This window comes from Paenibacillus sp. FSL W8-0194, assembly GCF_037969745.1.
In the GTDB taxonomy this organism is placed as follows: domain Bacteria; phylum Bacillota; class Bacilli; order Paenibacillales; family Paenibacillaceae; genus Paenibacillus_AQ; species Paenibacillus_AQ cookii.
Genome location: NZ_CP150205.1, coordinates 4,214,291 through 4,236,605 on the forward strand (window position 1 = coordinate 4,214,291; position 22,315 = coordinate 4,236,605).

Genomic DNA, 22,315 nt, shown 5'->3' on the forward strand with positions numbered 1-22,315 from the left:
GGCCTTTTCAACGAGCGCTTCTGCCGTTGTCCCCGTCTTCCGGCAAAGCCGTCCGTCCTACGTTTCGGTTTCGCTAAGTTCCGGCTCCGGCGGTGCCGCCGTGACCTGCTCCACCAGCTTTTCCGGCTTGCGGGTGTTTCGCGAGCGGCAGCCGGACACCTCGACGTTGTCCCCGTTTTCGATATAAAACGCCGGACCTTCGTGATTTTCGACCGTCACGTGGCGGAACTGCACGTCCCGGACGTTGCCCAGGTAAAAGCCCCGGTTGTTCATGTCCTCGATTCCCGCCATCATGGCCGGCTTGCCCGGAATGGCCTGTTCAGCCATCGAAACGTCGATATCCGTGAAGGTCACCTCGGAAACGTAACGCTCGGCCAAACCGTACAGGAAACCGGCTGCCGCATGGACGTTCCGTGCCGTAATGTTCGCAAAATGGATCCGCCGGAACGTCGGCGTTTCCTCCGTTACCGGGTAAGGACGCTTATCCCACACGTATTTGTCCTTGCCGCGCGGACCGCAGAAATAATACAGGTTCATGATAAACGGGCATATGACGTCTTCCATCACGATATTGCTCACCCGGACGTCCTCGACGGTCCCGCCGCGGCCCCGTCTCGACTTGAGGCGGATGCCGCGGTCGGTCTGCTTGAAGATGCAGTTCGTGATGGCGACGTTCCGAATGTCCCCGCTCATTTCGCTCCCCAACACCACCCCGCCATGGCCGTGGATCATCGTGCAGTTTGCGATCGCGATGTTTTCGCACGGAACGCGCTCCTGCGTGTCTTCGGTTCCGGATTTGATGGCGATGCAGTCGTCCCCGACGTCGATATGGCAGTTGCTGATGCGCACGTTGCTGCAGGATTCCGGATCGATGCCGTCGGTGTTCGGCGAATCGGCCGGATTCCAGATCGAAACGTTGTCGATCGTTACGTCGTTGCAGCGGATCGGGTTGATCGTCCAGCTGGGGGAATTCCGCAGCATGACGTCCTTGATCGTCACCCGGGAGCAGCCGTCGAAGCTGATCAGCTTGGGCCGCGGGTATTCAAGCTCCTGCCGCCGGTTGCGGAACAGATCCCACCACGCCTGGCCGTTGCCTTCCAGCGTCCCGCTGCCGGTGATCGATACGTTGACGAGGTCTTTGCCGAAAATGCAGGAGGCGTGGACCTGGCGCCGGACGCCTTCCCAGCGGGATTCCACGGCAGGATAATCGCCCGGATCGGTCGTGAAGGAAAGCACCGCCCCCGGGCTCAGACGCAGCTCGATATGATCCTTCAGAAAAATCGCTCCCGTGCGGAAGGTTCCCGCCGGCACGTATACGGTGCCGCCGCCGGCCGCGCTTGCCGCGGCGATGGCGGCGCGGATCGCCTCCGTCGACGGCTCCGGGCTGTTGCGGTGCGCGCCGTAGTCGATAATGTTGTGCATGTGCATGTCAGCTCCTCTCGTTATGCTGAAGCTTCGGCGGCCGGATGCCGCCGGTTCAGCCACTTCCATGCGGCGATCACGCCTCCGCGCGAGGCAGCGCTTCGTATTCGGCGCAGGCCTGCAAAAACGCGCCCAGTCCTTTTTGGTCGTTCGTCACGATCGGCTCGCTGATGTAATAAGCGTACGTGCCGTCCCGCTTGTCGGCGCCGCCGAGGCCTGCGACCTGGCAGTTTTTGTTCAGGTTGACCCAGCCTTCCTTCGTTTCCAGCACGAATTCGGCGATCAGCCCCCGGTACGCTTGATCGAGCGTCTCCCTCCAACCGTCGTCCAGCACGCCCAGACGGATGCCTTTGGCCATGGCATACGTGAACATGCTGGAAGCCGACGCTTCCAAATAATTGCCCTTGCGGCCCCCCTGGTCCACCACCTGGTACCATACGCCGCTTTCGGAATCCTGGAATTTGCGGATGGCCGCCAGCGTATCGTTCAGGATGCGGACAAGCTCCTGATAATCGGCATGCTGCACCGGCAGCAGGGCGAGCACATCGACCAGCGCCATGACGAACCAGCCCAAGGAACGGCCCCAGAAGTTTGCGGACAGCCCCGTCTCCGGATCGCACCAAGGCTGCACCCTTTTTTCGTCCCATGCATGGAACAGGAGGCCCGTTTTCGCATCTTTCGTATGCCGCTCGCAAAGGATGAACTGCTTCGTGACGTCGCCGAGGCCTTCCCCGTCCTCGAACGCAAGCAAATATTCGAGATAAAAAGGGGAGCCCATGTACAACCCGTCGAGCCAGATTTGATAAGGATAGATTTGCTTGTGCCAGAACGCGCCTTCGGACGTCCGCGGATGCGACCGCAGCTGATTTCGGAGGAGCTCCGCCGCTTTTTTGTATTTATCCTGCTTCGTTTCGGCATGCAGGACGAACAGCAGCTTTCCGTTGTTGATATGGTCGATGTTGTATTCGTCCAGGCGGTACCCCCGGATCGTGCCGTCTTCCTGAATGAAATCGTCCATGTTGTCCTGAATGAATCGATAATACGCACGGTCGCCGGTTTGGCGCCAAAGCAGCTCGAACCCTTTTAGCACCACGCCGTAATCGTATGACCATTTGCCCCCGTAACCTTTGTCTTCATGCAGCTTCGGCGTTCGTTCCATGATCGATTTTGCCGTACGCGCGGCCCAGCTCGTATGTTCCATGATGACCTCCTGCGGAATAAATAGGTCCTAACCCCGGGTTAGGCGGATAGGACCCTATTTTTGTTATGGTTTTCATTCGTTACTTTTTGGCGGCTTTGTAAGCTTCTTCGTATTCGGCGATGATTTTGCTGCCGCCGGATTTTTTCCAGTTCTCGACAGCGTCCTTGAACCCGTTCAGGTCGATTTTGCCGAGAATGTATTTGTAAGTGACGTCGGTGATGATTTTCTGCAGCTCGGAGCCCTGCGTCGAATAGGTTTCCGATTCGAGCGAATAAGCCGGGTTCAGCACCGCGTATTTTGCGTTTTCCTTGATCAGCTTGTCGGATTCGGCCTTCAGCGGATCGGAGTCGTGGATTTTGTAGCCGGTTTCGTTCGGCCGGGAAGACGCAAACGGCTGCACTTCCTGCTGCCACAAATCCTGGTTGATGATCGTAGCCGCATCGTTTTCGTCCACTTTGTAGTGAACGTCTTTGATGCCGTACGTCATCAGGGCGTACATGTCGTCATCCATCAAGTCGTTGACGAATTTCAGCACCCGCTTCAGCTCCGCTTCGTCCTTCACTTCCGATTTCGGGAAGGCCAGCAGGCCGCCGATGCCGTTGTTGCCCGCCCAAATATGGCGCTCGGATTCGCTGCCGGTCGGCGTAATGTTGTTGGCGAGCACGAGCTCCATGTTGTCCTGGACGCCTTTGGCCATGTTTTTCAGGTTTTTGCTGTCAAACAACGCTCCCACGTAGATGCCGGCTTTGCCCTGCGCGAATTTTTGCTGCTGGTCGGTTTTCGCCGTCACGGCAAAGTCCTGGTTGATGTAGCCGTTGTCGTACAGCTTTTTCATGTAATCCATCGTTTTGACGTATTCTTCGGTATCGAATTCCGGCGTCATTTTGCCGTCTTCGCTCACTTTCCAGTAGTTCGGAACGCCCATGTAGGAGCCGAGCGTTTTGAATGCGCCGTACACGAGGTCGCTGCGGTCCATGAAGCCGGTCGTATCGTTTTTGCCGTTGCCGTCGGGATCTTTTTCGGTAAACGCTTTCGCGACTTCCATCAGCTCATCCAGCGTTTTCGGCACGGGCAGTCCGACCTTATCCAGCCAGTCCTTCCGGATCACGACGCCGTTGCGGGCCAAATCCTTCTGGAACGGGATGCCGTACAGCTTGCCGGCGATGGAAGCGGATCTGCGCGTATCCTCGGAAATTTTGGCCAGGTTCGGGAACTCGTTGAGATACGGCTCGACTTCCCAGAACATGCCCGATTTCAGCGCATTGCGGACGGAAGAGTTGTCAAGAATGGTCAAGGTGACGATGTCCGCCAGGGAATCCGAAGCCAGCGACGTGTTGATGCGTTCTTCTTTGGATGCGTCCGGGATCCAGGAGAATTTGACCTCGGCGTTCGTTTTTTCTTCGATCTTTTTAATGATCGTGTCCGTCGGCGGCGAAGCCGTATGCAAAATGTTCAGCCAGGTGATGCTTGTTTTCGCGTTTGCGTCGGAGCCGCTTCCGGTCGTCCCCCCCGCCGCTTTTTCTTTCTCGCCGCATGCCGTCAGCACCAGCGCGGAGCAGATCGCAAGCGCGGCCATTTTTTTGACCATTTTTTTCATCTTCATTTCCCCTTTTTCAAAAGATTGAGAACATCCCGCCCGCATGATCAATAGACGCCGTCTTCCCCGAATTTTTTGGCGAGCCGGTTGGAGAGCATGACCAGGATCAGCCCTACCAGCCCTTTGAAAAGGCCTACGGTGGTGCTGAAGCTGAGCTGGCCGTTTTTCAGACCGGCGGTATAAATGTAGGTGTCGAAAATTTCGGCGACCTCGCGGTTGAGGGAATTAAGCAGCAGGTACATATGTTCAAAGCCCAAATCGAGCGTGCTGCCGATTTTTAAAATCAGAAGCGTAATGATGACCGGACGGATGGCCGGCAGCGTGACATGCCATGTTTTGCGCAGCCGTCCCGCGCCGTCCATCTCGGCGGCCTCGTACAGCTGGGTGTCCACGACCGTGATCGCCGCCAAATAAATGATGGTGGACCAGCCGAGCTCCTTCCAAATGACTTGTCCGATATATACGGTCCGCAGCCATTCGGGAGAAGTCAGGAAGCTGATTTTCGGCAGCCCGAGCGCGGCGAGCATCTCGTTGAACACCCCGCCGTCCACGGTCAGGAACACGTAAGTAATGGAAACGATGATGACCCACGACATAAAATGCGGAATGTAAATGATCGTCTGGACCGCGTTTTTAAACAGCTTGTGCCGGACTTCGTTCAGCATGAGCGCCAAGATGATCGGAAGCGGAAAAAAAATGACGATGTTCAGCGCAAACAAAATCAGCGTGTTGCTCAGCAGCATAAAAAACGTCGGTTCCGTAAACAAACGGATAAAATGTTTGAATCCCACCCAGGGGCTGCCTGTAATGCCTTGGTAAGGCTGATAATCCTGAAACGCGATCACAAGCCCGCCCATCGGCAAATATTTAAAAATAATGAAGTAAAGCACGCCGGGCAAAATCATGAGGTACAGCAGCTTGTTCCGTTTCAGGCTTTCGAGACGCATTCGCGCCGGCCGCTCCTTTTTGGCGGCTTTCATGTTCATGTTCACTGCGGCGGTACTTGAATCCTTCACCGAGTCGACCTCCTTGTCTGCATGTTGACGTCTACGTTGTTCAGCTTAAGGTCTTTTCGGCATTCCGTACATAATCATTTCATGATAGCGATTGCAAAACGGCGCGGTTATGCGGTTTCCGGCCGGTTCACCTCATCTGATGATCGCGATGCAACATAATGATTATGCCGCAATTCCGGCCCGGTTCGACTGCCGTTTACCGTCCCGGCAAGACCTTAGCATTTGATTATATACGTAACCCTTCCGGCTTGATAAAGTGTCCATGAAACCGACTACAAGGAGGACAAACTTATGGCACGATCCCTTAGAAAAAAACAATCCGCAGGCAGCATCGCATTTACGGTTGTGAACTCCACGTTATTGATATTGATCGCGCTCGCCTGCCTGCTGCCTTTCGTGAACGTGATCGCCAGTTCGTTTGCGTCGACGCAGGAAGTGGTGGCCAAAAAATTCATTTTGTTTCCGACCACGTTTTCGCTGGATGCATACCGGTACATTTTGTCGACGCCGACCATCTTTAAAAGCTTGGCCGTCTCGATCGGCGTGACGCTCATCGGCACGGTGGTGAGCATGGCCTTGACCGCGCTGATGGCGTACGGCCTCTCCCGCAAATATTTATATGGAAGAAACGCGATCAACTTCATCGTCGTGTTTTCCATGCTGTTCAGCGGCGGCATGATCCCGACGTTCCTCGTCGTCAAAAGCCTTGGGCTGATCGACTCCTATTGGTCGCTTGTCCTTCCGGTCGCGATCAATGCCTTTAACCTCATCATTATGCGGAACTTCTTTCAGGCGCTGCCGGACAGCCTCGAGGAATCGGCCAAAATGGACGGCTGCAACGACTTCGGGGTATTTTTCAAAATCATGCTTCCCCTGGCGCTGCCTTCCATCGCTACGATTTCGCTGTTCTACGGCGTAGCGTATTGGAATACGTACATGAACGCCATCCTGTACATCACCGATTCCGCCAAATGGCCGATCCAGGTGCTGCTGCGCCAGATCGTCATCGTCTCGAGCGGCATGCAGGCCGAAAGCACGTCGGTCGACGTCGTCCCCCCTGCGCAGACGATCAAAATGGCCGTCATCGTGATCGCCACCGTGCCGATGCTCGTCGCTTACCCGTTCGTGCAAAAGCATTTCGTCAAAGGCGCGCTGCTCGGATCGGTCAAGGGATGACGCAAGCCTGATGCATCGATCCGGCCGTCCGGTTGACGGGCATGGATCGGAAGCGGCCCGCATGGCAACGCGCCCGGTCTTTCCCGAAGCGCCCCACCCGTGTGGGGCCTGCCCTGACTCCGAACGTTCGCAACCCAAAAAAGTCTTGCTTCCCCGCAGGCATTCGATGCGTGAAAACAAGACTTCTTGACGACCGGCCCCGGCTACTGCGCCTGCTTCAGCTTGCGGTACGAACCCGGGGTAACATGTTCTTTTTTGCGGAACGATCGGATGAAATTTTGGGAATTGTGGTACTGCAGGCGTTCGGCGATGTCTTTGATCGTCATGTCGGTTTCCACGAGCCATTTTTTGGCCATTTCGAGCCGGTAATTCATCAAATATTCGCTGAACGTCATGCCGAATTCCTTTTTGAAGATGCTGCTTAAATAGTTGGGATTATAATGAAGGCGGTCGGCGATCCATTCCAGGGACAACTCCTGGTCGTATTCGGCCCGGACGATCGCGGCGATTTTTTCGGACAAGGAACGGAACTGCTGGTTCGTTTTTTCCTTCATGCTTTTGACCATCGGCAAAATGACTTCCTGCACCAAAATGCGTTCGATTTCCTCCGGGTTCCGGATGTCGAGCAACCGGTGGTACAGCGCGTGGTTGTCCTTCGTCATCAGCACCTCGACGCCCAGCAGCTGCTCCAGCTGGATCAGGTTGTTCACGAAACGCACGAGCGCCACTTCGAAGTTCATCGAATTGTTGTTCTTTTTCATCATTTCCGCCAGCAGCGGATACAGGAAACGGGGCACCTGCTCTTCGTCTCCAAGCCGGATCGCGTCGAACAGCTGGGATTCCAGCTCGGTCGGATAATGGAGCAGCGCCGGGCCGGATACCAGCATGGCCATGTCTTCGTAAAAAATGATCGATTCCTTGCCGAGGTTCAGCCGATGGTGCAGCGCCTGCTTGCTCATTTCGCAGGCTTCCTTGCTTTCCCAGAGCCGGTCGTACGTTTGGCTGATGCCGAAGCTGACCGACACCTTCAGGTATTCGCGAACCGCTTTCATGATCGTCTTGGCGTAATCCAGAACCTGCTTTCGGATCTCCTGCTCGCCGGTGCCGTCAAAAACCAGGATCGTCGCCTGGGTTTTGTCGTTCAACAGGATCGGCAGCAGCCTCGATTCCTTCGGCACGATCTCTTCCACCATCTTGTTGATGGCAAACAGCAGCAAATCCTTATCCGCCGCCTCGCGTCCGCCGTAGCTGTCCATTTGGATCAGCATCGTGACATAACGCGGCTTTTCGATTTTTTCGTACCCGAACCGCGGCATGATCCGTTCCAGCTCTTCAGGGGTGACCCGGTTGCGGAATAAGTTCAAGATCAGCTGCGTTTCAAGCTGCGGCAGTTCGGCTTCGATCAGGTTTTCCAGGTTTTCTTTTTCGGTGACGATCCGGTTGATGGAGTGCAAAATCCATTCGACTTCGTTTTTGAAGGACGGATGCGGATGTTTGGGCAGGCTGCGCTGGATTTGCTGCAGCGGTTTGTTGAAGTAAACGGCGATCATATAGGCGATGATGACGATAAAGACGGTAATGACGAATCCCATCATGATCAAGCCGAACTTGGTCGTCTTGAGCGCCTCGGATATTTCCTTCTGGTCGAGCAGCGTCACGTAAGTCCAGTTGTTGTAGCTGGATCTTGCATAAATCGCTTTGACGGGGCCATCCCCCGCGTCGGGTACCGCCACCGTCCCGGTCCGGTGCTCCGTGCCGACCGATTTGGCGATGCCCGCAAGCTGCTCCTTCGTCAGCCGTTTGTCTTCCGGGCCCGTCTCGTACATCAGCTCGCCCTGTTTGTTCAGAATGATGATCGGCGTGTTCTCTTCGGTTTTCAGCGTGTTGTCCAGGGTGGCGAGCGAAATGTCGGACAGGGCGATCGCCTGCTTTTTGGTCGAAAACGCGGGCAGCGTATTGACGAAACGGATGCCGTCCTTCGTTTTCATCCAGAAGAGCCCCCGCTCCTGGCCGTTAATGTAAGTGTCGTACAGCGCCTTGCGGTCCGCCTCCGTCAAATAGGAAAGCTTGCCGTTCGAGATTTTCCAGTTTTGGTCCAGGCTGATCAGCGAATATTCCGTGCCGTCCAGCCCCATCGTGGCAATGTAGTTCAGCTGGGTGTTGACGTTGCGGTATGCCTCGAAGTCTTTTTCGGTGATCGGGTTTTTGACGACGGATTCGAACGAGCTGGTCGTGCTGTATGTGTTGAAGGCGTATTCGATCGTTTGGATTTTCTGTTCCAAGGAATTTTTCGTTTGCGAAATGAAGCTCTGCTTGCTGCTTGAAACCCTGTCCACGACGGAATGGGTCGTATTGACGTAAATATAGGCTCCGAAGCTGATGACAAGCCCGACGCCGAGTACCAGGATCGGTATGAAGGTTTTGTAAAACATGCGGCCTTTTTTCATCGAAATACTCCTTTAACTGCGTCTTTGGTTCCAATTATAGCGTTTACATCATGTTATTGACAAATGATTTTTCACGTGTGCATTTTCTTTGATTTTCCTTGACTTGGGAATGGCAAGAACTTAAACTGAAATCGTGAACAAACGGGCAGCGCCTATCGGCGCCTGATCAAGCAAGCGCTCGAAACCGCGAACGTGTTCTTGGGTTGGGGGACGCGACAGGCTCCGATCAGGAATGACCCGATTCCATCCATTCAGGAAGACCAGAGGTAGCAATGATTACGATAAAAGATATCGCCCGCGTCGCGGGCGTTTCCCACACCACCGTTTCCAGGGCGCTTAACGGAAGCCCTCTCATCAAAAAGGAAACCCGCGACAAAATCGAAAAAATCGCCGCCGAGATGAACTACATCCCCAACTACAGCGCCAAAAGCCTGGTGATGAGAAGGTCGTACACGATCGGACTGTTTTTCTCGAGCATCGACCAAGGCACTTCGTCAAGCTTTCTCGTCGACGCGATGAAGGGCATCCACCACGTGCTGGACGAAAATTACAACCTGACCGTGCACGGCATCGACGGCATCAAGCATTTCGACGCGATTTTGCCGCAGCGCTTCGACGGCATTCTCGTCATGAGCCAAAGCGACGCGGACAACGCTTTCATTTATCACGTCAAAAAAATGGGCATTCCGCTCGTCGTGCTGAACCGGCAACTTGAGGACCCCGGCATCATGAACGTCGTGGCCGGCGACCGCGAAGGCGTCAGAGAGGCGATCGATTACGCCGCGGCGCAGGGACACCGGAAATTCGCCATCATCGAAGGGAAAGCGGGCTTCAAATCGTCATCCGAACGCAAACAGGGTTTTCTGGACAGCCTGATCGCCAACCGGCTGCCGCTCGTCCCGGAATATTTTGCGGCAGGCGACTACGGCATCGAAAGCGGTTATGAGGCGATGGCCTCGCTGCTGTCCCTTCCGGATCCGCCTACCGTCGTCTTTTGCGCGAACGACGACATGGCCATCGGGGCCATGAACGCTTGTTACGCCGGAGGGGTTGCGATTCCGGAGCAAATGTCCCTGATCGGGTTTGACGATATCGTGTTCGCCCGGTACACGAACCCGGCGCTGACGACCATCCATCGGCCCGTGGCCGAAATCAGCAAGCTCGGCACGACCAAGTTGATCGAGCTGATGAAGGAACCGGATCGCGAACCTCAGCGCCTTTTCGTAAAAACCTCGCTGGTCGTGCGCCAGAGCGTGGCTTCTGTATGATCGATGCATCAGAGGCCTCTATTTTTTAATCAAAATGTTAACGTGTGCATGAACAGCGTGACTTATCTATTTGAATAAGGAGTTGATCTTTGAATGGCGCAGCAACTCTCCAGAAGCCTGTTCCCCGAACTGCCTGCATACCCCGAACGCATGATCCAATTCGGCGCGGGCAACTTCATGCGCGCTTTCGTCGATTGGCAGCTGCAGCAGATGAACCGCCAAGGGCTGTTCCAAGGCAGCGCGGTCGTCGTGCAGCCGACGCCGGGCGGGCAAGCGGATGCGATCAACAGGCAGGATGGGCTATATACCGTGCTGCAAAACGGCATTTTCCAGGGGCAAACCGTCAATTCCCGGGAGATCGTCTCCTGCGTAACCCGCGTCATCAACCCTTATCAGCAGTTTGACGACTTCCTCGCGCTGGCGGAGGACGATTCCCTTGAGTTCATCACCTCGAACACGACGGAAGCCGGCATCGCCTACGATGCGCGGGATGAAGCCGGAGACCGTCCTCCCCTCAGCTTTCCGGGCAAACTGACGGCGCTGCTGTTCAGGCGTTTTGCGCTCGGCAAAAAAGGATTCGTGATCATCCCCTGCGAGCTTGTCGACCGCAACGGGGAGCAGCTCAAGCAGCTTGTGCAGCGGTATGCGCGGGAATGGCAGCTGGGCGAGGCGTTCATGGCCTGGCTCGATGCGGAAAATACCTTCTGCTGCAGCCTGGTCGATCGGATCGTCCCCGGGTATCCGCACGGCGAGGCCGAAAGCCTGGAGCGCGAGCTCGGCTACAAAGACGATCTCATGGTCGCATCCGAGCCCTATCTGCTGTGGGTCATCGAAGGCCCTTCGTGGCTGCCTGAACGGCTGCCGCTGGACCGCGCCGGACTGAACGTGCTGTTCACCGGCGACATGACGCCTTATCGCGAACGCAAAGTCCACCTGCTTAACGGTCCCCACACCGCCATGGTACCGCTCGGATTGCTGGCCGGATTGGAAACGGTGGAGGACGTCATGAAAGATGATGGTTTCTCGGGGTTCGTGCGGGACCTCATGGAAAAGGAAATCGCCCCTATGCTCGATCTTCCGCAAGCCGATGTGCTCGCCTACGCGAAGGATATCCGGGAGCGTTTCAGCAATCCCTTTATCCGGCACGAACTGGCGTCGATCTCGCTTAACAGCATTTCGAAGTTCAACGCCCGCCTGCTGCCGATCCTCCGGAAATACGCCGGCGCCAAGGGAGAGCTCCCGCCGCTGTTGACGTTGTCTTTTGCCGCGCTGCTGCTCAGTTACCGGGGCGACCGCGTGCCGCGCAAGGACGTTCCCGGGGCGATCGCCGCCTTTGACGAGGCTTGGAGCCGTCCCGATACTTTCGCCGAGACCATTTTGGGGAACGAAAGCTTGTGGGGGGAAAACCTCGCGCTCATCCCGGGCCTGGTCCCCGCCGTCGAGGAACGAATCCGGCAGTTGGAGCAGGCCGGCAGCCGAGCGGCGTTACAACAACTGGTATAGGAATAGGAGGTTCCCAATGAAACAATGGCTGAAATTAAACCCGCGGGACACCGTTGCCGTCGCCCTCCGCCCGATTGCCGCCGGGGAAGCGATCACCGGCCTGGATCGGCCGCTGACGGCCCTTTCGGATATTCCCCAGGGGCATAAAATCGCGCTTGCCCGGTTCGAGCCCGGCGACATGATCACCAAATACGGTTATCCGATCGGCCATGCCGCCAATGCGATCGAACCCGGCGAATGGGTGCACACCCATAACATGAAAACGAACCTGAGCGGCGAGGAAAAATATGAATACGTGCCCGACCTGCATCCGATCTCCTATCCGCCGCGCGGCCTGACCTTTCAGGGTTACCGCCGGAAAAACGGCGGCGTCGGCATCCGCAACGACCTGTTCATCGTCCCGACCGTCGGCTGCGTAAACGGCATCGCCGAGCAAATGCTGCAGGAATTTAAGGCGCTCCACCCCGATTTGGGCCCGTTCGATAACGTCACCATCCTCAAGCATCCTTACGGCTGCTCCCAGCTCGGCGACGATCACCGCCAGACCCGCAGCATCCTGCTGGATGCCGTCAAACATCCGAACGCCGGGGGCGTCCTTGTGTTTGGGCTCGGCTGCGAAAACAACGTCGTTGCCGAGTTCCGCAGCCTGCTCGGCGATTATGACGAGGCGCGCGTGAAGTTCCTGGTGGCGCAGGAGGTCGGCGACGAAGTCGAAGCGGGTCTTGCGCTGCTGGAAGAGCTGCATGAAGCCGCGAAAACCGACCGCCGCGAGCCGGTGCCGATCAGCGAATTGAACGTGGGACTCAAATGCGGCGGCTCCGACGGATTTTCGGGCATTACGGCGAATCCGCTGCTGGGCGCCTTTTCCGATTTCCTTATTTCCCAGGGCGGTTCGACGGTCCTGACCGAGGTGCCGGAAATGTTCGGCGCCGAAAAAATGCTGATGGCCCGCGCGGCAAACGAAGAGGTTTACCGATCCATCGTCGAACTCATCCAAAACTTCAAGCAATATTTCCTGTCGCACGGCGAACCGGTGTACGAAAACCCTTCCCCCGGCAATAAAGCGGGAGGCATCAGCACGCTCGAGGACAAATCGCTCGGCTGCACGCAAAAAGCCGGAACGGCGCCCGTCGTCGACGTCCTGCAATACGGCGAAAAGCTCCGCAAAAAAGGCTTGAGCCTGCTGCAGGCGCCGGGCAACGACCTTGTCGCCTCCTCCGCCCTGGCCGCATCGGACTGCCATCTGGTCCTCTTTACGACCGGACGCGGCACGCCTTTCGGCAGCTTCGTGCCGACGGTGAAAATCGCGACCAACAACGAGCTGTACGCCAAAAAAGGCCACTGGATGGACTTTAACGCCGGGCCGCTGCTCGAAACCCCGATGGCCGACATATTGGAGCAATTTATCGCATACGTAATCGAAGTCGCCAGCGGCCGGAAAACCCGAAACGAGCAAAACGACGTGCGCGAGCTGGCCATCTTCAAAACCGGGGTCACGCTTTAACAACCCCACAAAGTGAAGTGAATGCTTTGAAGATAATTCCGATTACTTTGCGGGGGCCCCGAACAAAACAAAAAGCACCACACAAAGTGAAGTGAATGCTTTGAAGATAATTCCCATTACTTTGCGGGGGCCCGGAACCAAGCAAATCCCCCCCACAAAGTGAAACCTAAGCTTCGCGGGTTATTCCGACTTATCCTAAATCATTTATTTATAAAGGGGATGCCGACATGTTTTTGAACGATAACTTTTTGCTGACGACCGACACCGCGCGCACGCTGTTCCATCAGCATGCCAAAGAAATGCCGATCATCGATTACCACTGCCACCTCGATCCGAAGGAAATTTACGAAAACAAGCCGTTCCGCAACCTGACCGAAGCCTGGCTTTCCGGCGACCATTACAAATGGCGGCTGATGCGCGCCAACGGCATTCCCGAATCGCATATTACCGGGGACGCCTCGGATTACGACAAGTTTATGGCCTGGGCGGTCACCGTGCCGAAAACGGTGGGCAATCCGCTGTACAGCTGGACCCATCTGGAGCTTCGCCGCTTTTTCGGCATCGAGGAGCTGCTGAACGAGGAATCCGCGCCGCGGATCTGGGACGAAGTGAACCGCAAGCTGGCCACCCCGGCGTTCCGGCGCCGCAGCATCATCAAAAATTCAAACGTCAAAATCGTCTGCACGACCGACGACCCGGCGGATTCCCTGGAATATCATCAGCTGCTCCGAAAAGAGGAGCAGGACTTCCAAGTGCTCCCCGCATTCCGTCCGGACAAAGCGCTGAACATCGATGCGCCCGGATTTATCGAGTGGCTCGGGCGTTTGGAGCAGGCCGCGGGCGTTCAGGTTCGTTCTTATGCTGCGCTGACGGAGGCGCTGAAGCAGCGCGTCGACTTTTTCCATGAGCAGGGCTGCCGCCTCTCCGACCATGCGCTCGACGTGCTGCGCTACGAAGCGGGCGACGCCGCCGCGGTGGAAAGCATTTTCGCGAAAAGACTTGCAGGTTCGGAGCTTTCCCCATCCGAAATTACCGTGTACCGGACCGAACTCCTGTCGGCATTGATCGGCATGTATCATGAAAAAAATTGGACGATGCAGCTGCATATCCATGCATACCGCAACAACAATACCGTCATGTTCAACCGCCTCGGGCCGGATACCGGGTACGACGGCTTAAACGATTTGCCGCTTACCGAATCCCTGTCCCGCCTGCTCGACCGCGCCGAAAGCGCGCAAGGTCTGCCGAAAACGATCCTGTATTCGCTGAATCCGAACGATTATCCGTCCCTGCTCGCGCTGATGGGCTGCTACCAAAAGGATACGCCGGGCAAAATGCAGCTCGGCTCCGGCTGGTGGTACAACGACACCCGCAGCGGCATGCGGCATCAGCTGACGATGTTTGCCGACAACAGCCTGCTGTCCCGTTTCGTCGGCATGTTAACGGATTCGCGCAGCTTTTTGTCCTACACGCGGCATGAATATTTCCGCCGGGTGCTGTGCGAGCTGATCGGCGAATGGGCGGAGCGCGGCGAAGCGCCGGACGACATGGCGCTGCTCGGGCAAATGGTCGAGGACATCGCCTATCGCAACGCCGCGGCATATTTCGGCTTCCCGGCTGCCGTAGCCGCCGAATAAGGAGGGCTCGGCCATGCTGCACATTCGCCGTCACCTGGAAGGAGCTCCGGAGACCCAAGCGTCTCCGGGCTCCTCTCTTTGGCTCTACCCGGCTGAGAATGATTCGGGCCGGGAATTGCCGTTTATGCTTGTTCTCCCGGGCGGAGGCTACCAGCATCTGGCCCCGCACGAGGGCGAGCCGATCGCCAAGTGGTTCAACGCTCTCGGCATGCATGCCGGGGTGCTGCATTATCAACTGGAGCCTCTGGACCCCGAGGCTTTGATTCGGGACGTTGCCGACGCCATCGCATGGGCCCGTACCGGAGACAAGGCGTTCCGAGTGAACCCGAATCGGATCGGAATGATCGGCTTTTCCGCCGGCGGTCATTTGGCATCGATCACGGCCACGACCGCCTCGTCCAAACCCGATCTCCTCATCCTGTCGTATCCGGTCATCACGTTCGAAGAAATGTACACGCATCAAGGAAGCCGCGAGCGGTTTCTCCGTCAACGCCTTTCGCCCGAAGACATCCAAAGGTACTCCTCCGACCGCCGGGTAACGGCCGACACGCCGCCGACGTTCCTGTGGACAACGGCAAACGACGCCGCCGTCCCCGTGGAGAACAGCCTGCGGTTTGCCGCAGCTTTGTCCAAGTCCGGGGTTCCGTTCGAGCTGCACGTGTTCGAGGACGGACGCCATGGACTCGGGCTGTCCGATGCGAATCCGTCCTGCCGGCAATGGCTCGAATGCCTCAAAACCTGGCTGCGGCAGCATCATTTTGTGAAGGAGGAGACCTAAAATGCCGCAAACGCTGTATATCGCCGGCGATTCGACCGCAGCCGCAAAGGATGCCTCCCAGAAACCGATGGCGGGCTGGGGCGAATACCTGCATCATTTTGTAACCCCTTCGCTTCGCATCGACAACCGCGCCGTCAATGGCCGGAGCACGAAGTCCTTCCTGGAGGAAGGACGGTGGGCCGCCATCGAAGGCAAGCTTCGGGACGGCGACATCGCCATGATTCAGTTCGGCCATAACGACGAAAAAAAAGGAAGACCCTTCGCGCTACACGGATCCCGATACCGACTACCGCAGCAATTTAATGCTGTTCATCGCTTCGGCCAACCGGCGCGGAGCCACGCCGGTTTTGCTCACTTCCGTCAGCCGGCGGCGTTTTGCCGCCGACGGCCTTCCCGATCCGCTGGCGGTCGGCCCCTATCCGGCCGCCATGCGGGAGGTTGCGGCGGCAACCGGGACGCTGCTGCTTGACGTTTTTGCGGCTTCCCAACGTTTATACCGCGATATGGGAGCGGATGCGTCCAAAACCTTGTTTATGCACCTGCCGCCCAACCGGCATCCCAACTACCCTGAAGGAGTCGCTGACGATACCCATTTTTCGGAGGAAGGCGCACGGCAAATCGCGAAGCTGGTCGCCGAGGCAATGGAAACGGTCGCTCCCCTGTCTGCCTTGTTGCGGGCCGCAAGCCGCTAAATGTTCCCTATAGAGACATCAAAAGGGCTTCCCGGCGTCGTGAAAACGACCCAAGGAAGCCCTTAATGTTATGTTCTCCGGCCAAAAAACGGCTCTTAAATCTTTGATTTATTTCCGGGGAAATTGTCGAACGGTTTACTGCGCATAATCGCCGGTATAATTGATCAGCGATGCGTCCTGCACGCCTTTTACCGCGCTGATTTCATTGACAAATGCCGTATTGTCGTCGCGAATCCGCACCTCGTACGTAATTTCCGTGTATTCTTTGCGTACGGTCTTCGATTTCAGCGTGCCCGCAAGCTTGCGCAAATGCACCCTTACCTCATCCGCCGCGGCTTCGGTATGACGAATGATCAGCAAATAAGGCATTTCCTTCACCTTTTTTCTGGCCAACCAGATCAAGACGATTCCGAACACCGCGGAGCCGATCAATGCGGCCGGATACACTTTGGCGCCGCAGGCGATGCCTGCCGCAATGGACCAAAACATGTAGACGATATCCAGCGGATCTTTCACCGCCGTCCGGAAGCGCACGATGCTGAGCGCGCCGACCATCCCGAGCGACAACACGATGTTCGTGCTGATCGTCATGATGATCAATGTCGTGATCATCGTCATCAGGACGAAGGACACGTTATAGTTGTAGCTGTACACGACGCCTCTGAAGGTTTTTTTGTATATCCAAAAAATAAACATGCCGATCGCAAACGATGAAATCAGGCCCAAAAACAAATCGATATACGAAATATCGCGGAACGCCTCCAAATGAAGCACGCTTTTTTTGAAAAGATCCTGAAAATTTAGGTTATCCCCCACTGCAGTTCCTCCTGAACGTTAGTCTTTAAAATGTTTGACGCCCACTTCCCGGCAAATGACGAACTTCGAAATGGCGGATCGCACATGCGCTTGGGGCTGAATGATTTGCCGGATGCCGTCCGGCAGAAAGGAATCGTATTTGATTTCCATGATGGTCAGCGCCGGAGACAACGCTTCTTCCAAAACGAGGGCCGGGTCGAACAAATCGACGGTATTGATGCCTGCGGCCAGCCTTTTGTCGAACGTCACGCGGACGTTTCCCATCTCGTGCACGTAAGCCTCCCGGGTATAATCCACGATGACGGAAGGGCGGAACCCGTGATGCGCAAGCGAGACGTAAAATTCCTTCAGCAGCGGATGTTCCTTGGCCGACAGGCAGGACGGATCCCCTTGCAGAATGAGCCCGTACTCCTCTTTGGACAAAGGCGCGGATTCCTTGCTGATATAATCGCCGTATTTGCTTTTCCGCTCCAGCGTGATTTTTGCGTCGCTCCCGTTGTAGATGCGGATCCGGTATTTGTTCCGGCGGAAGATGCCGTTGTTTTTATCGTATAAGGAATGCTGATGGACTCCGTCGAAATAGAGGCTCCGAATGCCGTATCCTTCCGCGTCGACGGAATTCCGGTCCATCGTCATCGCGGCGGATATCCGATGCCTTAGCGCCAAATATTCGTGCATGTGCAAATAATATTTCAACTCATGCCGCAGTTTGTTCCCCTGAAACTCCATTTAATCCACCTCAAACTTCCTCACGCCGTAATAAGGGGTGCCTTCCTCGTCTTCGAAACTGTCGAACGAAATCTGCGAATGCCCCTTGCTATCGCGCGCGACCACTTTCCAATAATAGATGTTCGGCGAAAGTTTCGGGATCGTGACGTTGTTTTGCGCCAGCCCTTTCTTTTGGGCGACGATATTCGCAAAGTTCGGGTCGGTCGCCAGCGTCCAAGCGTAAGTCAGGTCGTCTCCCTGCAAATCAAACGATATATCCCAAGAAAAGCGGTAGGCTCCTCCTTCTTGCTCGTCCACCTCGTCCATGTAAAACGGCTTCGGTTTTTCCAGATCTTCCAGGAACAGCTTGTATCCCGTTTCCGGCGTCGAAACGATCCGCTCGTAATCCTGCGAAAGCTCGCTTAGTTTCCCCGGGAGATACTGCACATCCGGCGAACGTTTGGCGAAAGGCTCCACCACGTTTTTATATTTGGCGAGCTGTTGCTCCACCGTGTTTTTGTTGATGTAATTTTTCGAGATGTCCTCGATTTTCTTTTTCAGCAATTCGACATGTTCTGTGCTGCGGAAAAACCGGTTATGAAGCGTGCTGCCCCAATAGTTGCTGATGCCGCTTTGGTAAGGGCTGATGCTCTTCAAGTTCCGCTGCAGCCCCCAGCCTCCGTCATAATCCCATGGCAGGAAATACCATTTTTCCGAATTCAGCGGCGAATACAAATAGAAGTTGTTCGCGTCGGTATCCATGTTATCGGTCAAAATGTTTACCGCAAGCCAGGTCAAATAATTGTCGAGGTCAAAATGCTTTTCGATCACTTGGTCGATCGGAATGGTCATGTTATTGACGTCATCCAGCATCCGGATCAGCTTCTCGTGGTCTTCCCTGCCCTTGATCTCCAAAATCGACTCGAAGGCCTTTTTGTCGTAAGCCGGGTCCGATTGCAGCTTGATTTGTTCCGGATAACGCTGGAACTCGAAAAACGTGACCTTATACAGTTGGCCGTAAGGGTCCAGCCAGTGGGATTTCAGAAACTTTTCGTTCGGCTGCTCGATTTGCGTGTAAAGGCCGTAATCCTGGAACGTTTGCTGCGATCCGCCTTCCGAGAGATCCTTGACGTATAAATGGACGAATCCGGTGCGCAGGCTCGTAAAATTCGGAATCGTCTCGAACAGATCGAAGCTCAGCTTGTTGCGCAGGCGGGACAAATCGGCCGAATGCTTGTTCAAATTGATCGACCGCTGGTCCTGCCATAATCCCGCTTCGTCGAACAGCTTGATCTTGTAGGATTTCTGGGAAGCATAGCGGGCCGTATTGCCCCGCAGGCTGATGCTCCCGTTGGCGTGATCCGCGCCGTACCCGAACATGCCGGACTTCGGCCCGCTGCCGTCCGATGCGCCTTCCTGCATGATGACGTTCAGCTTGTCCCCGCTGTAGCGGTCCGTGTTCCGGTTCAGGCCGTACCAGCTGAGCCCTTTTTTGTTGTCGCCTTTCGGCGGCAGCACCGTCACGTACAAAGCCTTCAAGGCATCATCCTGATCCCGTTCGTAGATGCGCTTATCTTCCTCGATGCCGGTTGGCTGGGGAGCGGCTGGCGCTTCTTGCGAAACCCCGTTTCCGGCTACGGATTTCGGCTCATCGGCGGGTTCCGAACAGGCGGAAAGGATCAGCATGGACGAAGCGATCACCATCACCGTCGCGGTCGGCTTGCCGAAGCGCATGGATTTGCGCTGATGATGCATCGGCTGCGAGCAGAACGTGTAATAATCAATATTTTTGAGGACGTACATCAGCCGGAACAAGACGAGGGCAAGCCCGCCCAAGGAAGCGTAAAACATCCCGAGTCCGTCATATTCGAGCCGAAGCGTCCAATACGTGAGCCCGGCATTCAGCACGATAAAAAGGGAACTGATGGCCGCCGCGCCCTTCCGGTCATCGAAGTACAGCAGGAGCAGCAGCGTCACAAACATCATAATGAAAAGAAAATATGCCAGCACCAAAATATTAAACGAATCGAGCTGCGCCATCGTAAATCCGATTCTCGGCAGCAGCTTCATGCCAATGGCAATGGAAACGATCGTAAACAACAGCTGAAACTCCATCAAAAAGCTGATTTCCTGCATCAACGTCCGCTGCATCGCTTTTTTCGAAGCGTCCATTTGGAGCAGGGTCCCTCCTTCAAGCACATGCTTGTAGTAGGCCTGAAATTTTTCGTAAAACTCCGTTTCGACCGAAACGATAAAAGCGACCAAGGTCGGAATGACGGACAAAAAAGCATAAAATACCGGCAGATCATATTCCGGGGATATGTAGTACCTGCCCGCCACCACGATTCCGTCATCGCTGAACCAGAACACCATGCTGTGGACGTAAATGCCCGCATACATGCACGAACCGATCAAAAACAAAGCCGGGTACTTTTTGAAATAAGACAAAAACGAGAAATAAATCCGGCCGTCGCAGCGCGGAAACACCTGATCCAGATGGCGGTTCGACATCAGCACGATCAGCATGAAGCCGATGTCGATCGCCAGCAGCGCGCCCGTCGTCCGGTCGATCCCCGTCATGTTCATCAGAACCCAGCCCGCGGCGATCGCGACCGCCGTGCCGATTGCAAAGCTGCGGACGATCCGCATATAGTCCTTTAACGCCGACAAATAAACCGACTGCATCCAGATCACGATCAGCTCCATGAACAGGAAATATGCCGCGAATTTATAACCGGTTCCGGCCTCCACTCCCCGCAAAAACAACCAGGCGACCACAGAACCGACCGGCAGGATCAGGATCAGCGACCCGTAATAGGAAGCAAGGATGTGATCGAGCTTCTTCTGGAAAATCATGTCCGCCACGAACCGGGTCAGAAGCATGGCAAGGCCGCTCGTAATCAAAATCGAAAACACGAAATTGTATTGCATCGTCGCGATGTATAACTCCCACTGCAAATGCGTGCCGCCGCTGTAGGACATCAGCCTCTGCAGCACGATAACCAAAAACATGCATAAGATCATCGGCCCGACCGTTGAAATGGAGGAATACGCATATGCTTTAACATTATTAAGCAGCCCCTGCTGCCGGTACAATTTCCTTAATTCAAAACCGATTCCGGCCATCTGCGTACGTCCCCCCCTAAAGTTGCGTATAGCTTGCGGTATTCGGAGATAAAATCTTCAAACTTGTAGTAGCGCTGTACCCGTTCCCGGGCATTTCTGCCCATGTCCTTCCGCAGCCCTTCATTGCGGCATAACGTGACGATCGCCTGCGCAATCTGTTCATAATGCATGACGGGGGCCACGAGCCCGCATGGGCCGATCCCGTCGTCCGCTCCGTTCAGCAGCTCCTTGCAGCTTCCGACGTTCGTCGTGACGAACGGTTTGCCGGCAGCCATCCCTTCCAGCACCGCAAGCGGTTGCCCTTCGCTGATGCTGGTCAGAAGCAGCAGGTCCATTTTCCCCAAATATTCCTTCACTTGAACTTCGCCGGTAAAAACGACGTCCTGGACCTCCAAAGCTTCGACCATCCGCAGGCATTCTTCATAATACGACTCGTCCTCTTCGACGGGCCCCATAATGACAAGCTCCGCATTCGGCACCTCCCTTTTGACGAGGGCAAAACTTTGAAGCATGGTTTTAATGTCCTTGATCGGCACGATCCGCACGACGGCTCCGATCCGGATTTTTCCGTCCTCCGGCCCGGAAGGCAGGGCCTCGTAATCGCTCGTCCGCACGCCGTTCGGAATGATGCGGATTTTTTCCGCCGGGCAGCCCAGTTCGATTTCGATCTCCCTGTTGCGGCCAAACAACGTCACGACCTGATCCGCCGCCGTATAAATGCAATCGGAAAGCCTGTAAAAATACTCGATCCATAGATCCTTGAAATACCCTTTGACCCAATCCGCTTTGATGATCTCCTCTTCGCGCTCGCGGGAATAGATGCCGTGCTCCGTCAACAGCAGCGGCGACCCGTACAAAAATTTGCCGAGAGCGCCGATCACGCCGGCGTACCCCGTGGAGACGCTATGGTAAATATCCGCCTGCGGCACGTCGCTTCGAATCGCCAAAAGAAGCGGCAAAATCATCGAACGGACCGTCCAGAACATTTCCGTGAACGGGACGTGGGTATATTTGAAGCGGCACAGCTGCTCGAGCTGGTCAAAATAGTTTTTGCTCGCCAGAAAATCGGAAACGTTGACGAATTTATCGGAGCGCAGCAGCGCAAATACCCGATCCCAGTTTAGGTCGCCTTCGCCGCCAATGAGCGCCTGCAGCGTGTTCCGCTCCTCCGCGGAAAGGCGGAAGCGGCTGCCCCAGCGAACTTCTTCGTCCAAATAAGCATCGAGGAACGTTTCCTTGACCTCCACGACGTTCGGCGGCAGCTTGTATTTGAATTTGCCCTTCTGCTTGCTTTCGGCGCCGATGGCGTAAATGATGAATTCATGCTCGGACATTTGCGTGATGAGGCTATGGATCCAGCTCGATACCCCGCCGGTGATATATGGGTATGACCCTTCGGCAATGATACATATTTTCATATTGCG

The 22,315-nt window shown here is 55.6% G+C and carries 16 protein-coding genes; 7 read left to right on the forward strand and 9 right to left on the reverse strand.

Features of this window, described 5'->3' with window-relative positions; genetic code table 11:
* Nucleotides 1–57 precede the first annotated feature (57 nt).
* The 4 genes from MKY58_RS19235 to MKY58_RS19250 form a co-directional block, all read right to left on the reverse strand.
* Complete coding sequence (locus tag MKY58_RS19235) at nucleotides 58–1,428, reverse strand: glycoside hydrolase family 28 protein (RefSeq protein WP_339325205.1); 1,371 nt, start codon at nucleotides 1,426–1,428, stop codon at nucleotides 58–60.
* Between the two features lie 70 nt (nucleotides 1,429–1,498).
* Nucleotides 1,499–2,623, reverse strand: a complete 1,125-nt coding sequence (locus MKY58_RS19240) for a glycoside hydrolase family 88 protein (RefSeq protein WP_212950395.1) — start codon at nucleotides 2,621–2,623, stop codon at nucleotides 1,499–1,501.
* Nucleotides 2,624–2,702: 79 nt separating this feature from the next.
* Nucleotides 2,703–4,220 (reverse strand): extracellular solute-binding protein, encoded by a 1,518-nt coding sequence (locus MKY58_RS19245; RefSeq protein WP_339321658.1) that lies wholly within the window; start codon nucleotides 4,218–4,220, stop codon nucleotides 2,703–2,705.
* A gap of 47 nt (nucleotides 4,221–4,267) precedes the next feature.
* Entirely contained in the window at nucleotides 4,268–5,206 is a 939-nt protein-coding gene (locus MKY58_RS19250) for a sugar ABC transporter permease (RefSeq protein WP_212950418.1), read from the reverse strand.
* 321 nt (nucleotides 5,207–5,527) lie between these two features.
* On the opposite strand from MKY58_RS19250, the gene MKY58_RS19255 reads away from it, so the two are divergent.
* A complete protein-coding gene (locus MKY58_RS19255; RefSeq protein WP_036706498.1) occupies nucleotides 5,528–6,412 on the forward strand; it encodes a carbohydrate ABC transporter permease in 885 nt (294 codons plus the stop codon).
* A gap of 203 nt (nucleotides 6,413–6,615) precedes the next feature.
* Here the strand turns inward: MKY58_RS19255 and MKY58_RS19260 are convergent, their stop codons facing one another.
* Nucleotides 6,616–8,859, reverse strand: a complete 2,244-nt coding sequence (locus MKY58_RS19260; RefSeq protein ID WP_339321659.1) for a helix-turn-helix domain-containing protein — start codon at nucleotides 8,857–8,859, stop codon at nucleotides 6,616–6,618.
* Between the two features lie 272 nt (nucleotides 8,860–9,131).
* Here MKY58_RS19260 and MKY58_RS19265 point away from each other — a divergent pair, with 272 nt between their 5' ends.
* From MKY58_RS19265 to MKY58_RS19290, 6 genes are all read left to right on the forward strand, one after another.
* Nucleotides 9,132–10,127 (forward strand): LacI family DNA-binding transcriptional regulator, encoded by a 996-nt coding sequence (locus tag MKY58_RS19265; protein ID WP_339321660.1) that lies wholly within the window; start codon nucleotides 9,132–9,134, stop codon nucleotides 10,125–10,127.
* A 93-nt stretch (nucleotides 10,128–10,220) separates the two neighbouring features.
* Nucleotides 10,221–11,630 carry a tagaturonate reductase gene (locus MKY58_RS19270; RefSeq protein WP_339321661.1) on the forward strand — a complete coding sequence of 470 codons (1,410 nt, stop codon included), beginning with the start codon at nucleotides 10,221–10,223 and terminating at the stop codon, nucleotides 11,628–11,630.
* Nucleotides 11,631–11,646: 16 nt separating this feature from the next.
* Nucleotides 11,647–13,134: an altronate dehydratase family protein gene (locus MKY58_RS19275; protein WP_339321662.1), complete on the forward strand. Its 1,488-nt coding sequence runs from the start codon at nucleotides 11,647–11,649 to the stop codon at nucleotides 13,132–13,134.
* 227 nt (nucleotides 13,135–13,361) lie between these two features.
* Nucleotides 13,362–14,771: a glucuronate isomerase gene (uxaC, locus tag MKY58_RS19280; RefSeq protein WP_212950384.1), complete on the forward strand. Its 1,410-nt coding sequence runs from the start codon at nucleotides 13,362–13,364 to the stop codon at nucleotides 14,769–14,771.
* A gap of 13 nt (nucleotides 14,772–14,784) precedes the next feature.
* Nucleotides 14,785–15,549 carry an alpha/beta hydrolase gene (locus MKY58_RS19285; protein ID WP_339321663.1) on the forward strand — a complete coding sequence of 255 codons (765 nt, stop codon included), beginning with the start codon at nucleotides 14,785–14,787 and terminating at the stop codon, nucleotides 15,547–15,549.
* A 302-nt stretch (nucleotides 15,550–15,851) separates the two neighbouring features.
* Nucleotides 15,852–16,241, forward strand: a complete 390-nt coding sequence (locus tag MKY58_RS19290) for a hypothetical protein (protein ID WP_339321664.1) — start codon at nucleotides 15,852–15,854, stop codon at nucleotides 16,239–16,241.
* A gap of 135 nt (nucleotides 16,242–16,376) precedes the next feature.
* Here MKY58_RS19290 and MKY58_RS19295 read toward each other — a convergent pair whose 3' ends face one another.
* From MKY58_RS19295 to pelF, 4 genes are read right to left on the reverse strand one after another with little or no spacing between them, the layout of a single operon-like run.
* A complete protein-coding gene (locus MKY58_RS19295; RefSeq protein WP_212950382.1) occupies nucleotides 16,377–17,057 on the reverse strand; it encodes a DUF4956 domain-containing protein in 681 nt (226 codons plus the stop codon).
* Between the two features lie 18 nt (nucleotides 17,058–17,075).
* Entirely contained in the window at nucleotides 17,076–17,786 is a 711-nt protein-coding gene (locus tag MKY58_RS19300) for a polyphosphate polymerase domain-containing protein (RefSeq protein WP_339321665.1), read from the reverse strand.
* Nucleotides 17,787–20,891 (reverse strand): exopolysaccharide Pel transporter PelG, encoded by a 3,105-nt coding sequence (gene pelG, locus MKY58_RS19305; RefSeq protein ID WP_339321666.1) that lies wholly within the window; start codon nucleotides 20,889–20,891, stop codon nucleotides 17,787–17,789.
* Nucleotides 20,867–22,309, reverse strand: coding sequence for a GT4 family glycosyltransferase PelF (gene pelF / locus MKY58_RS19310; RefSeq protein WP_339321667.1), 1,443 nt, complete (start codon nucleotides 22,307–22,309; stop codon nucleotides 20,867–20,869). The genes pelG and pelF overlap by 25 nt, the downstream gene beginning before the upstream one ends.
* Between the last annotated feature and the right edge of the window lie 6 nt (nucleotides 22,310–22,315).

Excerpts from the sequence above, each read along its gene's own strand:
- pelG (WP_339321666.1), bottom strand. The coding sequence starts at position 20,891 with ATGGCCGGAATCGGTTTTGAATTAAGGAAATTGTACCGGCAGCAGGGG.
- MKY58_RS19285 (WP_339321663.1), top strand. The coding sequence starts at position 14,785 with ATGCTGCACATTCGCCGTCACCTGGAAGGAGCTCCGGAGACCCAAGCG.
- MKY58_RS19300 (WP_339321665.1), bottom strand. The coding sequence starts at position 17,786 with ATGGAGTTTCAGGGGAACAAACTGCGGCATGAGTTGAAATATTATTTG.
- MKY58_RS19260 (WP_339321659.1), bottom strand. The coding sequence starts at position 8,859 with ATGAAAAAAGGCCGCATGTTTTACAAAACCTTCATACCGATCCTGGTA.
- pelF (WP_339321667.1), bottom strand. The coding sequence starts at position 22,309 with ATGAAAATATGTATCATTGCCGAAGGGTCATACCCATATATCACCGGC.
- MKY58_RS19240 (WP_212950395.1), bottom strand. The coding sequence starts at position 2,623 with ATGGAACATACGAGCTGGGCCGCGCGTACGGCAAAATCGATCATGGAA.
- MKY58_RS19275 (WP_339321662.1), top strand. The coding sequence starts at position 11,647 with ATGAAACAATGGCTGAAATTAAACCCGCGGGACACCGTTGCCGTCGCC.
- MKY58_RS19270 (WP_339321661.1), top strand. The coding sequence starts at position 10,221 with ATGGCGCAGCAACTCTCCAGAAGCCTGTTCCCCGAACTGCCTGCATAC.
- MKY58_RS19250 (WP_212950418.1), bottom strand. The coding sequence starts at position 5,206 with ATGAACATGAAAGCCGCCAAAAAGGAGCGGCCGGCGCGAATGCGTCTC.
- MKY58_RS19255 (WP_036706498.1), top strand. The coding sequence starts at position 5,528 with ATGGCACGATCCCTTAGAAAAAAACAATCCGCAGGCAGCATCGCATTT.
- MKY58_RS19235 (WP_339325205.1), bottom strand. The coding sequence starts at position 1,428 with ATGCACATGCACAACATTATCGACTACGGCGCGCACCGCAACAGCCCG.
- MKY58_RS19265 (WP_339321660.1), top strand. The coding sequence starts at position 9,132 with ATGATTACGATAAAAGATATCGCCCGCGTCGCGGGCGTTTCCCACACC.
- MKY58_RS19245 (WP_339321658.1), bottom strand. The coding sequence starts at position 4,220 with ATGAAAAAAATGGTCAAAAAAATGGCCGCGCTTGCGATCTGCTCCGCG.
- MKY58_RS19290 (WP_339321664.1), top strand. The coding sequence starts at position 15,852 with ATGCTGTTCATCGCTTCGGCCAACCGGCGCGGAGCCACGCCGGTTTTG.
- uxaC (WP_212950384.1), top strand. The coding sequence starts at position 13,362 with ATGTTTTTGAACGATAACTTTTTGCTGACGACCGACACCGCGCGCACG.